This is a genomic window from Maritimibacter alkaliphilus HTCC2654 (assembly GCF_000152805.1).
GTDB lineage: Bacteria > Pseudomonadota > Alphaproteobacteria > Rhodobacterales > Rhodobacteraceae > Maritimibacter > Maritimibacter alkaliphilus.
Genome location: NZ_CH902578.1, coordinates 384610 through 398806, shown reverse-complemented (window position 1 = coordinate 398806; position 14197 = coordinate 384610). Strand labels below are relative to the sequence as shown.

General features: G+C 62.7%; 14 protein-coding genes. 13 read left to right on the top strand and 1 reads right to left on the bottom strand.

The features are described from left to right. Positions 1–16: 16 nt before the first annotated feature. The 9 genes from RB2654_RS03095 to RB2654_RS03055 all read left to right on the top strand — a co-directional run bounded on the left by RB2654_RS03095 (position 17) and on the right by RB2654_RS03055 (position 9173). Positions 17–325: a hypothetical protein gene (locus RB2654_RS03095; RefSeq protein WP_008328494.1), complete on the top strand. Its 309-nt coding sequence runs from the start codon at positions 17–19 to the stop codon at positions 323–325. Continuing rightward, on the top strand, positions 318–1142 hold the full coding sequence (locus tag RB2654_RS03090; RefSeq protein WP_008328493.1) for a DODA-type extradiol aromatic ring-opening family dioxygenase: 825 nt from the start codon (positions 318–320) through the stop codon (positions 1140–1142). Before RB2654_RS03095 ends, RB2654_RS03090 begins: the two co-directional genes overlap by 8 nt. Next, positions 1142–2266, top strand: coding sequence for an FAD-dependent oxidoreductase (locus RB2654_RS03085; protein ID WP_008328492.1), 1125 nt, complete (start codon positions 1142–1144; stop codon positions 2264–2266). Before RB2654_RS03090 ends, RB2654_RS03085 begins: the two co-directional genes overlap by 1 nt. A 7-nt stretch (positions 2267–2273) precedes the next feature. Beyond that, positions 2274–3041, top strand: a complete 768-nt coding sequence (locus tag RB2654_RS03080) for an alpha/beta fold hydrolase (RefSeq protein ID WP_008328491.1) — start codon at positions 2274–2276, stop codon at positions 3039–3041. Positions 3042–3144: 103 nt separating this feature from the next. Beyond that, complete coding sequence (locus RB2654_RS03075) at positions 3145–5064, top strand: TRAP transporter large permease (RefSeq protein ID WP_008328490.1); 1920 nt, start codon at positions 3145–3147, stop codon at positions 5062–5064. Positions 5065–5087: 23 nt separating this feature from the next. Further along, complete coding sequence (locus tag RB2654_RS03070; RefSeq protein WP_008328489.1) at positions 5088–7424, top strand: xanthine dehydrogenase family protein molybdopterin-binding subunit; 2337 nt, start codon at positions 5088–5090, stop codon at positions 7422–7424. Further along, positions 7421–7879, top strand: a complete 459-nt coding sequence (locus RB2654_RS03065; RefSeq protein WP_008328488.1) for an SRPBCC family protein — start codon at positions 7421–7423, stop codon at positions 7877–7879. The genes RB2654_RS03070 and RB2654_RS03065 overlap by 4 nt, the downstream gene beginning before the upstream one ends. Further along, entirely contained in the window at positions 7879–8376 is a 498-nt protein-coding gene (locus tag RB2654_RS03060; protein ID WP_008328487.1) for a (2Fe-2S)-binding protein, read from the top strand. Before RB2654_RS03065 ends, RB2654_RS03060 begins: the two co-directional genes overlap by 1 nt. Beyond that, complete coding sequence (locus RB2654_RS03055) at positions 8376–9173, top strand: FAD binding domain-containing protein (protein WP_008328486.1); 798 nt, start codon at positions 8376–8378, stop codon at positions 9171–9173. Before RB2654_RS03060 ends, RB2654_RS03055 begins: the two co-directional genes overlap by 1 nt. A 19-nt stretch (positions 9174–9192) precedes the next feature. Here RB2654_RS03055 and RB2654_RS03050 read toward each other — a convergent pair whose 3' ends face one another. After that, the gene (locus tag RB2654_RS03050; RefSeq protein ID WP_008328485.1) at positions 9193–10161 is read right to left on the bottom strand and encodes a helix-turn-helix domain-containing protein; all 969 of its coding nucleotides are present in this window, start codon (positions 10159–10161) and stop codon (positions 9193–9195) included. 107 nt (positions 10162–10268) lie between these two features. Between RB2654_RS03050 and RB2654_RS03045 the strand changes: the two genes are divergently transcribed. The 4 genes from RB2654_RS03045 to RB2654_RS23665 all read left to right on the top strand — a co-directional run bounded on the left by RB2654_RS03045 (position 10269) and on the right by RB2654_RS23665 (position 13426). Next, positions 10269–11111, top strand: coding sequence for a beta-keto acid cleavage family enzyme (locus tag RB2654_RS03045; protein WP_040884325.1), 843 nt, complete (start codon positions 10269–10271; stop codon positions 11109–11111). Between the two features lie 139 nt (positions 11112–11250). Beyond that, on the top strand, positions 11251–12237 hold the full coding sequence (locus RB2654_RS03040) for a TRAP transporter substrate-binding protein (RefSeq protein WP_008328483.1): 987 nt from the start codon (positions 11251–11253) through the stop codon (positions 12235–12237). 56 nt (positions 12238–12293) lie between these two features. Continuing rightward, positions 12294–13067, top strand: a complete 774-nt coding sequence (locus RB2654_RS03035) for an SDR family NAD(P)-dependent oxidoreductase (protein ID WP_008328482.1) — start codon at positions 12294–12296, stop codon at positions 13065–13067. A 35-nt stretch (positions 13068–13102) separates the two neighbouring features. After that, positions 13103–13426 (top strand): phospholipase D-like domain-containing protein, encoded by a 324-nt coding sequence (locus tag RB2654_RS23665; protein WP_008328481.1) that lies wholly within the window; start codon positions 13103–13105, stop codon positions 13424–13426. Positions 13427–14197: the final 771 nt, after the last annotated feature.

Here is a 14197-nt window from a genome sequence, read left to right as displayed (position 1 = left end):
CCAAAGGGAGGAACCTATGGCCAACTGGCAAGAAATGATGCCAAGCACCCGGGCCTATCTGATGGACAAGGTGCTTTATGAACTGCACCACAAGCCCGATCACCTCGAAGCCTATAACGCCGATGCCGACGCTTATCTTGCGCGGTTCGGTCTGCCCGAAGAGCTTGCCACCGCTATCAAGTCGAATGACGTCGCAGGCATGTATCTGTCGGGTGTGAACCCCTACCTGCTGCGCGCTCATTGCATCGGGGTGAAAATCCCAGAGGCCGAGAGCCTTGCCGCCCTGCGCAGCCTTCTAGATCACGAGGACTATAACGATGGCTGAGATCACTGGGATCTACACGGCGTCGCATACGCCCGTCATGCTCAACTTTCCCGACAGCATCCCCGCTGCCCTGAAGGACGAGATTTTCGCCGCATACAAGGCGATGGGCGACGATTTCATGGCCGGAAAGCCGGACGCGTTGATCGTTCTGTCGAACGACCACCTGCACAACTTCTTTCTCGACAACTTCCCGGCCTACTGCATCGGTTGTGCCGAAAGCTATGAAAGCCCAATCGAACATTGGCTGCACGCCACGCGCCGCACCTTTGCTGGCGATCAGGCGTTCGGCTCTTATTTGCTGAAAAATGCGCTGGAGGCCGAATTCGATCCGTCTTTCTCGATGGAGATGGTGCTCGATCACGGTTCGCTTACTCCGCTCGAACTGGCGGGCGTAGACCCGGACCTTCCTATCGTGCCGGTCCTCATCAACTGCGTGCAGCCGCCAATGCCGACGATGCGGCGGAGCTATAACCTCGGCAAGTTTCTGGGTCAGGCAATTGCTAATTATGACGGCGTGGACCGCGTTGCGATCCTTGCCACCGGCGGGATCAGCCACGACATCGCAACGCCGCGGATGGGCATGGTGAATGAAGAGTTCGACCAGACGTTCCTTGCACATATGGAGAGCGGCGACGTTGACGCGACGATCCAATACGCCACCGATTTCGTCCATACGGCAGGAAACGGTTGCGAAGAAATCCGCATGTGGATGGCGGCGATGGGTGCGGCCAATGGCGCGACGTATGAGCGGACCTACTACAAGGCGGTCAACGACTGGTATACAGGGATCGGCATCGGCCGGTTCAAGGTATCCTGATGGTAGCCGCATTCGAAACCGCGCTGATCATCGGCGGCGGGATAGCGGGCATGTCGGCGGCTTTGTCACTGCATGAAGCGGGCGTAAACGTCCGGCTCATCGACCGGGACGCCAAATGGGGCGTGTCGGGGGCCGGTATCACCATCACCGGGCCGACGCTCAGAGTGATGAAGCGTCTGGGCATCCTTGACGATGTGCTCAAGGCGGGCTGGACCTCGGACGATATCCGCGCCTGCGATGCCGAGGGCAACGTGCTCGCAGATATCGAGGGCCGCACCTCGGGTGGCGAAGGCATCCCAGGCGCGGGCGGCATCATGCGCCCTACCCTGCACCGCCTGCTTGCCCAGCGTATCCGCGACGAGGGGATCGAGGCATCGCTTGGGTTGACCGTCACCTCCATGTCCGAGGGCAGCCCGAAAGTGGTCAGCTTTTCGGACGGGACCGAAGCGAGTTATGACCTCGTGGTGGCCGCCGACGGCATCTTCTCGGAAACCCGCAAGACGCTTTTTCCCGAAGTTGAAGGGCCGAAATACGTGGGTCAGGTATGCTGGCGTCTGATGGCCCCTCGCCATCCGGGCATCGACCGACGCACCTATTTCCTAGGTGGCCCAATGAAGATCGGCATGAACCCGGTGTCGCCTGACGAGATGTATATGTTCCTTCTGGAGCCCGTCGAAACCGTCGAGTGGATCCCAGAAGACGAACTGTCGACCCGATTGGCCAAACTGATGGAGAGCTACGGCGGCATCGTGGCCGACGTGCGCGAGGGCCTGACGGCTGACAGCAACATCGTCGCGCGTCCGCTTGAGACCGTGGTTTGCCCTGCGCCGTGGTATCGTGATGGCGTGGTCCTGATCGGGGACGCCGCCCACGCCACCACGCCGCAGCTTGCGTCGGGGGCCGGGATGGCGATGGAGGACGGCGTGGTTCTGGGCGAATGTGCCGGCGCCGCTGCGACGCTCGACGACGCGCTTGATGCCTTTATGAAGCGACGCTTCGACCGTTGTGCGTTCGTCGTCGATAAATCTCTGACGCTTGGGCGTCTGGAAAAGGCAGGCTCCTCCCCCATCGACCAGATCAAGGTCGTGGAAGAGGCGCTCGCAGAACTGAACCAGCCGTACTGAGGACGCGATGTTTCTGACCGTTAACGACCACAACCTGCATGCGACTGTCGCGGGCGATCCCAAAGCCCCGGTTCTGGTGCTCCTGCATTCGCTGGGCACCGAAGCCGCGCTTTGGGACGCGCAGGTCGCCGCCTTCAGCGCCACGCATCGGGTCATCTGCCCGGAGTTTCGCGGCCATGGCGCGAGCGAGGAGAGCCAGACACCGCTGACCTGCGAGGCGCTTGCCTCCGACATTCTGGAGATGCTCGACCAGATGGGCGTGGGAGACTTCACTCTCTCGGGCTGCTCACTGGGCGGCGTCGTCGCGCAGCTTGTCGCGGCCGAGGCCGGGGCGCGAGTGAAAGGGCTCGCCATCTTCAACAGCTATGTCAAAAGCCTCGATCCGCAGATGTGGCGCGACCGCGCGGCCAAGATCCGCGCCGATGGGCTCACGTCGATCGCTGGCGGCGTGCTGGGCATCTGGATGACCGAAGCTGACCGGATGACGCCGGAAGGCAAAGGGCTGGCCCGTATCCTCTCCCGAGCCACCGACGAAGGCTACGCCGCCGCCTGCGACGCGCTCGCCGTCGTCGATTGCCGGGACGCAGCGGCCAAGATCACCGCGCCGACCATCGTCGCTTTTGGGTCCGAGGACAAAGCCGCCCCGCACACCGCATCCGAGGCTTTGGCCGACGCCATACAGGGGGCCAGCCTGCGCGCCATTGAAGGTGCCGCGCATCTGCCGCTTCTGCATTATCCTGACGCCTCATCGGCCATACTCAAGGAACTGACCTGACCCTGCCCCGAAAGGGGCGGGCACCATCACGGGAGGAGGATGGTCGTGGACAAGACAAAACGGAAACACGTGGCCATGGGGGGAGCAAACAGTGGCAACGGTCATGACTGATACGACAAAGGTGCGGCGCATCGCGCTAAACGCCGAACAGGGCACGCGTTACCTTGCCGCCGTTGGCGTGGTGACGATCGTGCTCATCGCCTTCCTCACCCTTTTCGACGTTGGGCTGCGATCGCTGTTCTCAACGACGATCCGGGGTCTCAACGAAATCCTGATCCTCGCCTTGGGCGTGGCCATCGCGGCCTGCCTGCCGTCGGGTGCCGCGCGTGCGGTCCATATCAGCCTCGACCTCGTCACTGCGCGTCTGCCCGGACATGCGGCGCGGGCGCTTTCGCTCATGGGCACGGTGCTGCTCACGCTGTTTCTGATGCTCGTGGGGATCGAAGTCTTTCAACTCGCCACCACCTACGACAGCCGCGACCAAGCGTCGATCATTCTGGGCTGGCAGATCGCGCCCTTCTACTACGCGATGGCCACTCTGGTTCTGATTTGTATACCGATCCAGATCGTCCACGCCGTGGACGCAGGCGTCGAGATCATGCGCACGGATCGCGGGCTTTGGCGGCCCGTCGAATTCGTGCCGTCGATCCTGATCCTCGCCGTTGCCTGTCTGGTCTATTTCGATGCGCTCGATCTATTGCCTGGCTACGATTGGTTCCGGTCGCTGCAAGCCGGGGTCGCGGCACTCGTGTTCTTTGCGATGATGTGGGCGCTTATGGTCATGGGCGTGCCGCTGGCCGCATCCATGGGGATCGTGGGCTTTCTCGGCACCGCGATCCTGCTGGCGGTCGGTCCCGCCGGCACTGTGGTGGGCAGCGAGGCAGGCAAGTTCTTTACCAGCGAAACGCTGGCGGTGCTGCCGCTGTTTCTGCTCATGGGCAGCTTTGCCTCGGTCGCCGGGCTGTCCGCCGACATCTACCGTTTCGCCAACGAGCTGATGCGCCCGATGCGCGGGGCGCTGGCCCACGCGACCATTGCGGGCTGCGCGGGATTTGGCGCGCTGACGGGGTCGTCGTTGGCCACCGCCGCCACCTTTGGCAAGGTCGCGCTGCCGGAGATGCAGAGCCGCAACTATGACCAAGCGCTTGCCACCGGCAGCGTCGCGGCAGGCGGCACCTTGGGGAGCCTCGTGCCCCCCTCGACAGCGCTCATCCTCTTTGCGCTCCTGTCCGAGCAATCGATCGGGCAGCTTTTCGTGGCCGCGATGATCCCCGCCGCACTGGCCATCGCGCTTTACCTCGTTGCGATCAAGGTGCTGCTCACCCTGCGTCCGGGTCTGGCCCCCGAAGGGTCGCCCATCGACGGCAAGGCGCTGCTTGCGGCCGCAAAGGGCTGCATCGGGGCCTTTGTCCTCTTCGGTGCCGTGATCGGCGGCATTTACACCGGGATCGTCACGGATGCCGAAGCCGCGTCGGTCGGCGCGGTCGGCGCGTTCCTCTTTGCCCTGTTCCGGGGGCGTCTGGGCGGCGGGCAGCTTTGGAACGTGATGGCCGAAACCACCACGACCATCGCGCTCATCTACACGCTGATCTTTGGCGCGGTGACGTTCTCGTTCCTCATCGCCTTTACCCAAGTGCCCGCTATGCTGTCGGGCTGGATCGTGGGGATGGAGATCGGACCCTATGGCGTGATCGCGCTACTGGTCGTCGTTTACCTGATACTCGGGATGGTCATGGACAGCTATGCGATGATGGTCATCACTGTGCCGATCTTCCTCCCCCTCGTCACCCAGATGGGCTTCGACCCAATCTGGTGGGGAGTGGTCACGGTGATCTGCGTCGAGATGGGGATGATCACGCCACCCTTCGGCATGAACATCTTCATGCTCTCGTCCATCGCCAAAAACGTGCACATCACGACGATCTATCGTGGTGTCGCGCCCTTCGTTCTCGTCGACCTGATCAAGGTCGGTGCCCTCATCCTCTTCCCCGCCCTCGCGCTGTGGCTTCCGAGCCATATGTGAGCGGCCATTTGAAAGGAGCAATCATGAAAGATACGCCTGAAAAGCCGTTCAAAGGCCGGCTCGAAGACCGCAGGTTCCTGACAGGCAAGGGGCGCTACGTCGCCGATATAACGCTGGCGCGCCAGTGCTACATGGGTCAGGTCCTGTCGACCCATGCCCATGCGCGCATCCTGTCAGTCGATACCTCCGAAGCCGAGACCATGCCCGGTGTCATCGCCGTCTTGACCGGGGCCGACTGCGCCGCGGATGGGCTGGGCACCGTCCCACCCTTCTTCATGCCGTCGCTCTGGGGCGGGCCCGAGGGCTACGCCACCCAGCGCAAAATCCTTGTCGATGACCGGGTGCGTTGCGTGGGCGAACGCATCGCCATCGTGATCGCGGAAACCGCCGACGACGCCCGTGTCGCTGCGGAGACGATCATGGTGGACTATGCCCCCCTGCCCGTCGTCACCGATGCCCGTGCCGCGACCGAAGCCGACGCGCCGAAGCTGTGGGACGACAACGAAAACGGCAATATCTCGGTCTCGATCCCGATGGGGGACAAGGCCGCGACCGAAGCCGCCTTTGCCGATGCTGAGGTGACGATCAAGCGCCGCCTCTTATCGCCACGCATCGCGCCCTTCTCGCTCGAACCGCGCGTATCGGTGGGTAATTATGACGAGGCGGACGACCGCTATACGCTCTACACCTCGTCGCAGGACCCGCACGGTGTCCGCTCCAACATCGCGCGCAATGTGCTGAAGATCGCAGAAAGCCGTCTGCGAGTGGTGTCGCCCGACGTGGGCGGTGGCTTTGGGCTCAAGGCGCACATGCACCCCGAGGACGCGCTGGTCCTTTGGGCGTCGAAACACGTTGGTCGCCCGGTCAAATGGCTCGGCACCCGGTCGGAATGCATGCTCACCGACACCCAAGGCCGCGGTCAGGAGATCGAGGTCGAGATCGCCGCGACCAAGGCGGGCAAACTCACCGCCATTCGCGCCGAAGCCTGGACAAACCTTGGCGCCTACTTCTGGGGCACCGCCACGCCGCCCCTGTTCTTTGCCATGCAGCTGATCCCCAACATCTACGACGTAGGCGCAGTCGATCTGACCAACCACGCGGTGTTCACCAACCTGCCCCCGATGAGCGTCTATCGGGGCGCGGGACGGCCAGAGGCGACATACCTCGCCGAACGGATGATGGACGAGCTGGCCGCCGAACTGGGCATGGATCAGGCCGAGATCCGCAAGATCAACGCAATCGCCCCGGATGCGATGCCCTATACCACTGCGACCGGTATGACCTATGACAGCGGCGCCTTTGCCGACATGATCGACGCCGCCGCGCGCGTGTCGGACTGGTCGGGATATGACGCACGGGCCGAGGAGAGCCGCGCCAAAGGTCGCGTGCGCGGTCGGTCGCTGATTTCCTATGTCGAAGTTGCGGGCGTGATGAACGAACGCATGGAGATCAAGTTCGAACCCGATGGCACCGTCACCATCGTCGCAGGCACCCATAGCCACGGCCAAGGCCACGCGACGGTGTTTTCCGAGATGGTCGCCGACTGGCTGTCGGTGCCGGTCGAAAACATCCGCTATGTTCAGGGCGACACCGACAAGGTTCTGATCGGGCGCGGCACCTTTGCGGCGCGGTCGTCCATGCTTGGAGGCACCGCGCTCTTACGGGCCAAGGATGCGCTGATCGAACGGGCGAAACTGATGGCCGCGATCCTTTTGGAGGCGGACAAGGACAGCCTCGACTTTGCCGATGGAATGTTCAAGGTACGCGACAGCAACAAGGCGATCGCGCTCACCGAAGTGGCCAAGATGTATTACATCCCCGCCGGTCCCGCGAATGCGCTCGGCCTTGGTCTGACCGGCGAGGGCACGTCGGCAGGCAAACCGGGGGCTGCGCCGAACTACCCTAACGGCACCATGGTCTGCGAGGTCGAGGTCGACCCGCGCACGGGTGCGTTAACCGTCGACCGGCTTGCTGCGCTCGACGATGTGGGGAGGATCCTCAATTCGACGATCTGCGAGGGTCAGATCCACGGCGGCATCGCGCAGGGCATGGGTCAAGCTCTGATGGAAGAGATGGTGTTCGACGAGGATGGCCAGCTGACCTCGGGGAGCCTTATGGATTATTGCCTACCACGGGCCGAACATATGCCCGACATCGCCTCGGAACTCAGTGAGGTGACCTGCACCACGAACCCGCTGGGGGTGAAAGGGATCGGCGAATCCGGGGCCATCGGCGCCCCCGTCGCCATCGTCAACGCCGTGCTCGATGCCGTCCGTCCGCTGGGCGTCGCGCATATCGACATGCCGGTGACGCAGGCCAAGCTGTGGTCTGCCCTGCGCGATGCGGAGGCGGCACAATGAAGCTCGAAGGCACTTTCACCGTTGACCGTCCGCGAGACGAGGTCTGGCAGGTTCTGAACGACGCAGAAGTTCTGCGCGACGCGATCCCTGGCTGCACGGCGCTGGAGCCGACCGACGACGGCTATGAGGCAACCGTCCAACTCAAGGTCGGCCCCGTGAAGGCCAAGTTTTCCGGCACCGTCACGATCAAAGAGGCAACCGCACCCGACCTGCTCGTCCTCGCGGGCGAAGGCAACGGCGGCGTCGCGGGCTTTGCCAAGGGCGAGGCGCGGGTCGTGCTGTTGGACGCGCCTGGCGGCACCGAAGTGGCCTATGAGGCCGAGGTGTCCATCGGCGGCAAGCTTGCTCAATTGGGCAGCCGGCTCATCGCGTCGACGTCGCGCAAGCTCGCCGATCATTTCTTTACCCGACTGAACGAAATCATGTCGGGCGAACAGCAAAGGGAGGCATCGTGATGTCCGAGATCACGCTTCGCATTAACGGAAAACAGCGGCGGGTCACGGTCGAAGGCCGCACGCTGCTTGTCGATCTTATCCGCGATCAGATGAACCTGACCGGCACACATGTGGGCTGCGACACGTCTCAATGCGGGGCCTGTGTGGTGAAGCTCGACGGTGACACGGTGAAGTCCTGCACCGTTCTGACAGCCACCCTGCCCGAAGGCACCGAGATCACGACGATCGAGGGCGTGTCGACCGGCGACCTGCACCCGATGCAAGAGGCGTTCTCGAAATGCCACGGCCTGCAATGCGGGTTCTGCACGCCGGGTCTGGTGGTCACGGCCATCGACATCGTCGAGAGGAGCCCAGACGGGCTATCCGCGTCGCAGGTTCGGAAGGCTTTGAAGGGCAATCTGTGCCGCTGCACGGGGTATCAGAACATCGTCGCCTCGGTGCTCGAAGGCGCCCGCGCGATGGGTGTTCAGGTCACCGAAGAGAAGGAGACGGTCTGATGCATAGGGTTGAGATCAAGCAGCCCACCACGCTAGCCGATGCGGTCGCCAACTTCCGCGATGCGGGCGACGCGATGTTTTTGTCGGGCGGCATGACGCTGGTCCCGTCGATGAAGGCGCATCTGGCAGCGCCAGAGGTTCTCGTCGATCTGAGCCGCGTGGCCGAGTTGACCGGGATCACCGACCAGGGCGACAGCCTGCGCGTGGGGGCCTTTACCCGGCTCGTGGACATCGAACGCTCGGAGGTGGTTGCAAGTGCGATCCCGATGCTGGGCAAAATCGCAAGCATCATCGCGGATCGTCATGTGCGCAATCGCGGCACCATCGGCGGCAGCATCGCCAACAACGACCCGGCGGCGGATTTCACGGCGGCGGTTCTGGTGCTGGGCGCGACGCTCGTCACCGACCGGCGCGAGATTTCGGCGGACGACTACTTCACCGGGCTGTTTGAAACGGAACTCGAAGAGGACGAAATCCTCGTGGCAATGGTGTTTCCGAAGCCCGAAGCCGCCGCCTATGCCAAACACGCGCATCCCGCGTCGGGCTATGCCGTGGGCGGCGTCTGCGTCGCGCGATTTGGCCAGGGCTGGCGGGTGGCAGTGACAGGATCGGGGGCGGACGGCGTGTTCCGCATCCCAGAGCTCGAGACCGCGCTGGCCGACAAGTCCGCGTCCCAAGCTATCGCGGCGGTCGATTTCTCGGCCCTCGACGTGGTCGACGACGCGGTGTTTCCGGCACCGTTCCGGCAAGCGATGATCAAATGGCTGGCCGAGGATGCGCTTGCCCAGATTGGGTAAGCGCGAGGTCGGGTCAGGTTCAGTTCAGCGAACCGACCCGGCCACCGTTCGACACATGATGTTCCCGGTATTTCGCCGGGGGCATCCCGAACTCGGCCTTGAACTGACGCGAGAAATGCGCGGCTTCGTTGAACCCCCACTCGAACGCGATGGTCGACACAGGCTTGTGCGACAGGTTCGCATTCGCCAGATCGGACGCGATCCGCGACAGGCGGCGTTTCCAGATGTGACGCATGAGCGTGGACCCGGTGCCGCTAAAGACCGCATGGACCTGACGCACCGACAGCCCCACCTCTTCGGCAATCCGAGCACAGTCGAGATCGGGATCGGCGAGATTGCGCAGGATCGCTTCATGAATGCGCTGGAGCGTCTGTTCGTTCGACCCCAGCCCCGTGCGCTCCAACGGATTGCTCGTGACCATCGACACGGCGAGCAGGTTGGCCAAGCATCCGGCAAGCCGCTGCATGGCGCGGTCCTGAATATCCCATTCCATGCCGAACATCTCGTCGATCATGGTCTTGCAGGTGTATCCCATGCCCCGGTCGCAATCGAGCGCGGTAGCGGTGTAGAGTTCACGCTCCGGAAAGATTTCCTGCCAGAAATGCGAGTCGAGATAGATCGACCGAGTGCGGATGTCGTCGGTTTCGATCTCGAACGGCTGCGTCGTGTCGATAAAGAAAATCTGGTTCGGCCTGATGACGGCTTCGCGCCCGCCCTGACGCACACAAGCGTGGCCTTCGATCTGATGCGACACAAGGAACGACCGACCCAGCCGCGACGATTTGCCCGCTTTCAACCGGGTGGAATGCGGTGTGAAACTGATGTCTGCAAGACGCACATGAGGCGAGACGTACGACTTGCGAATTTCGCCGTCATAGCTGCGCGCGCCATCGGACCGAAGGTCAAAGCGCGTGCGCAGAAGACCGTTCATCTGGCGTTCGAAAGATGCGCCCGATGCCCGCACAACCGGCGTGCTCATATCGTTCATGTATCCTCCCTCAACCCGGTCCTCTCCACCGGGTTTGGTGAGTTTAGGGCACAAGAAAACCTGCGTCCAGTGAATCGCGCAGGGACCACATCACAACAGGAAACACGATGACTGACCTTTGCATCATGGTCGCGCCTAATGGCGCGCGGCGGACGAAAGCCGATCACCCCGCACTGCCAATTTCACCCGCCGATCTGGCCGATACTGCGCGCGCATGTCACGCCGCTGGCGCGGGGGCCATTCACCTGCATGTGCGCGACAATGCGGACAAGCATTCGCTCGACCCCGACCGTTACCGAGCGGCGATTGCAGCGGTCGAGGCCGCCGCCCCCGGCATGGCCGTGCAGACGACGACCGAGGCGGCAGGGGTCTTTGATCTGTCTGAGCAGATCGCGAGCGTCGAGGCGCTAAACCCGGCCTGCGTGTCGTTTTCGATCAAAGAGATGATGCGCGACGGCCGCGACGTGGCGGATCGGTTCCTCGCAGGCGCAGCGGCGCGCGGGACGGCGATCCAGTTCATTCTCTATGACCCTGACGAGATTGCGCTTTTCGCGGATCTCTACCGGGAACGCGCCCTGCATCTGCGCGATACGCCCCGCGTGATCGTGGTGGCCGGGCGTTATGCCGCCACCCAAAATTCGGATCTCGCGGATTACAAAGCGCTGCATGCGGCGCTCAAGGCCGAGAAGCTCACCGACGAGGCAATCTGGATGACCTGCGCCTTCGGAACGGGCGAAATGGCCTGCCTTGCCCAAACCATCGACCACGGCGGCCATGTGCGCGTGGGCTTCGAGAACGCCATCGTCGATGCCAGCGGCAAGCCGGCGCGCGACAATAACCAGCGCGTGGCCATGGTCGCCGCGCTGGCGCGTGATCGCGGGCGACAGTTGGCGGACGGTGACGGCGCTCGTGCGATCTTGGGGACCAACAAGGTGACTGCACTGCTCTGAGCGCCCGATTAGGCAAGAGCCTATGCACGGATGGGCAAGACGATCTCTGCCCATCCCACATACTGGTCGCGGAGAGCCGCCGGTCGTCGGCGGTGTCGTCGGGCCAGTTGCCCGGCGAGGGACCATCAGGGAGGATACCATGAAATATACCGTGATCTGTGCCGCTGCCCTTATCGTGGGTGCATCCAGCGCCTTTGCGCAGACCAAGCTGACCTTTGCGTCGCCCGCCCCCGCACCGACCCCGCTGCACGCCGCCGTGCTGGAAGGCTGGGCGCAGAAGGTGACCGAGGACTCGAACGGCACACTGGAAGTTGAGCTTGTTACTGGCGGAACGCTGGCGGCCCATGGTCAGGTGCTCGACCGCGTGACCCAAGGCGTCGTTCAGATAGGCTGGGACATTCAGGGATACTACCCCGGCAAGTTCCCCAAGACCGAAGTGGTCGCGCTGCCCTTCGGCTTTGACACCTCGGAAAACGGCACCGTTGCAATGAACAAGCTGCTCGAAGACGGCACCATCGCGTCGGAATATCAGGACGTTAAGGTTCTGAACCTCTTCACCTTCCCGAACGGCTATCTGCTGAGCTCCAAGCCGACCGCATCACTGGCCGATGCGGCTGGCCAAAAAATCTCGGGCATAAACCCGACCCGTCAGTCCATCGCGGGCGCAGTGGACGGCGTGCCTGTGTCTCTGTCGATCACCGACTGGTATCAGGGACTGTCGCGCGGCACCATTGATGGGGCAATCGAAAGCTATTCGGCTGTTGCCCCCTTCCGCCTGCAAGAGGTCACTGGCAACGCGCTCGAAGTGCCGCTGGGCGGCAACGCGGCTTTCATGTTCATGAACCAAGACGTCTTCGACGGCCTGCCGGACGAAGCAAAAGCCGCGATTGAGAACAATAGCGGGGCTGAGTTCGACCGTCAGATGGGCGCGTTCTGGGATGGCGCGGCTGGCTACGGTCGCAAGCTGATGACCGATGCGGGCGCCACGATCACCACCCCGGACGAGGCGCAAATGGCCGAGTGGGAAACCGCGCTTCAGCCGATCATCGACGCTTGGGTCGAAAGCGTCGACGGCGGTGAGGACATCCTCGACAAGTTCCACGAAGCCGCTTCCGCCGACATGTAATCCGATCGGCGGCGCAGGGTAGTCCTGCGCCGCCTTTCTTTTCCGGGCTTCCATCCATGACAGACATTTTCACAGACAAGGTCGCGCTGGTTACCGGCGCGGCGGGCAGTATCGGCTTGGCCACCGTCCAGCGGTATTTGAACGGCGGCGCTCGCGTGGCGCTGGTCGACCGCAACGGCCCGGCGCTCGCCGCCGCCGTCGCCGCCCTGCCTGACGACCAGCGCGCCCGCACCATCACGGTCGAGGCCGACGTGGCCGACGAAGCCGATGCCGCGCGCTATGTGGCACAGACGGTCGCGGCCTTTGGCGGAATCGACATCCTTTTTAGCAACGCCGGCAACGATGGCCCGCTCCTGCCCGTGCAGGACTATCCTATCGACACTTTCGACCTGATCCAGCGCGTCCATGTGCGCGGCACTTTTCTGGCGCTCCGCAACGCCGTGCCGCATCTGCCCGATGCCGGGCGGATCGTCATCACGTCAAGCGTCGTGGGCGTGTCGGGCGTGCCGGGCAACATCGCCTATGTGTCAGCCAAACATGCGCTCGTCGGCATGGTGCGCGGCGTGGGCAAAGAGCTTTCCCATCGCGGGATCACCGTGAACGCTGTCTGCCCTGGCCCAGTCGACAACGAATTCATGCGCGCCGCCGAGCGCTCAATGTCCGACATGCTGGGACGCGACGCGGGCGAGATGTTCGACCGCGAGAAGATCCCTCTGGGTCGTCATGTGACGCCCGAGGAAGTGGCCGACGCGGTCGTGTTCCTGTCTGGGCCAACTGCAAGCGGGACCACCTGTAGCTGCCATATGGTCGATGGCGGGATGGGTTCCTGAGATCGTTAACAACGAAAAGTCTGGGAGGACAACTGTTGAAAAAGACACATAAAACCACGCTGACGACGGCGGCTCTGACGCTCACGATGACTGCGGGCGTCGCAGCCCACGCGCAGGACTTCGTCGTCACCACACTCGGTACCGGAACGCCGACACCGGTTGCGGACCGTACGCCGCTTCTGCAACAGATTGGCTGCCCGGTCATGTCCGAAAGGACGCCGGATGCCTCCATCGAACGGATGAGCGCGGACCGGAAAGGACAATACGCCCGGCACGAAACCTCGTTTGTTTACCGCGGAAAACACCTTGAAGGTGAAATACAAACCATTCGAAACGGCCTCACGCGGCGCGCGGAGTAACTTCGGTCCAGAGCTAACAGTCGGCGCCCATGCTCGCCGCATGGCGGCACTCAAGAAAGCCGCCGCTCGAACACTTCAGCAGCGAAATCTTGGCCATCATGATAGGGATGGGTGACAAACCGGCGGGGTTCAGAATGCGCAAGTCTGACCTGGAGGTCGATCGGTAGCCTCATGGGGTTCAACTTGAATAATAACCAGGCGGCCATAATTGATCTGGAAGGTCTTCCTGATGGGTATTCTGGATTGCTGTTCGTCGTCGGGCCGGGCTTCGAAGCTGGGATCTACCAGCCCATGAATGAGTTGATCGCTCCCAGTTCGACTGCTCATGGAAAGGATCACGAAACGATTTGGGTGTTCGTTTGGCCTAATGACAAGCAATACGAATGTTGTGGGTGGTTTAGCTTTGACTGTCTTCCAGACAGGGTAATTCCCGACAATGCGGATGTCGCCCCAGCACACCAACGGCAAGGGATTGCCTCATCTGTCTATCGCTTCATACGACGCGTGACTGAACTTGATTTGGTTCCCAGCTCCGTTCAGTCGGCTGCCGCTGTCGCGCTATGGAAAAGCTTGGCACGACATGTGGACCGACTCTAGTTAAACTGTCCACAGGCTGGTGTTTCTCTCTAGAGCAGTCCTTCGGGCGACGGCAACGGAGTCCGAGCAGGTGTTGCGGGGCAGTGAGTGACAGGCGTGGCACAAGCACCGGTCCCCCTCGGAAAGGAAGGGGCGGCCCAAAGCCGACTTTCGGCTGCGGTCAACATGTTGCGT

Excerpts from the sequence above, each read along its gene's own strand:
- RB2654_RS03085 (WP_008328492.1), top strand. The coding sequence starts at position 1,142 with ATGGTAGCCGCATTCGAAACCGCGCTGATCATCGGCGGCGGGATAGCG.
- RB2654_RS03075 (WP_008328490.1), top strand. The coding sequence starts at position 3,145 with ATGACTGATACGACAAAGGTGCGGCGCATCGCGCTAAACGCCGAACAG.
- RB2654_RS03080 (WP_008328491.1), top strand. The coding sequence starts at position 2,274 with ATGTTTCTGACCGTTAACGACCACAACCTGCATGCGACTGTCGCGGGC.
- RB2654_RS03055 (WP_008328486.1), top strand. The coding sequence starts at position 8,376 with ATGCATAGGGTTGAGATCAAGCAGCCCACCACGCTAGCCGATGCGGTC.
- RB2654_RS03070 (WP_008328489.1), top strand. The coding sequence starts at position 5,088 with ATGAAAGATACGCCTGAAAAGCCGTTCAAAGGCCGGCTCGAAGACCGC.
- RB2654_RS03040 (WP_008328483.1), top strand. The coding sequence starts at position 11,251 with ATGAAATATACCGTGATCTGTGCCGCTGCCCTTATCGTGGGTGCATCC.
- RB2654_RS03035 (WP_008328482.1), top strand. The coding sequence starts at position 12,294 with ATGACAGACATTTTCACAGACAAGGTCGCGCTGGTTACCGGCGCGGCG.
- RB2654_RS03045 (WP_040884325.1), top strand. The coding sequence starts at position 10,269 with ATGACTGACCTTTGCATCATGGTCGCGCCTAATGGCGCGCGGCGGACG.
- RB2654_RS03050 (WP_008328485.1), bottom strand. The coding sequence starts at position 10,161 with ATGAACGATATGAGCACGCCGGTTGTGCGGGCATCGGGCGCATCTTTC.
- RB2654_RS03090 (WP_008328493.1), top strand. The coding sequence starts at position 318 with ATGGCTGAGATCACTGGGATCTACACGGCGTCGCATACGCCCGTCATG.
- RB2654_RS03095 (WP_008328494.1), top strand. The coding sequence starts at position 17 with ATGGCCAACTGGCAAGAAATGATGCCAAGCACCCGGGCCTATCTGATG.
- RB2654_RS03060 (WP_008328487.1), top strand. The coding sequence starts at position 7,879 with ATGTCCGAGATCACGCTTCGCATTAACGGAAAACAGCGGCGGGTCACG.
- RB2654_RS03065 (WP_008328488.1), top strand. The coding sequence starts at position 7,421 with ATGAAGCTCGAAGGCACTTTCACCGTTGACCGTCCGCGAGACGAGGTC.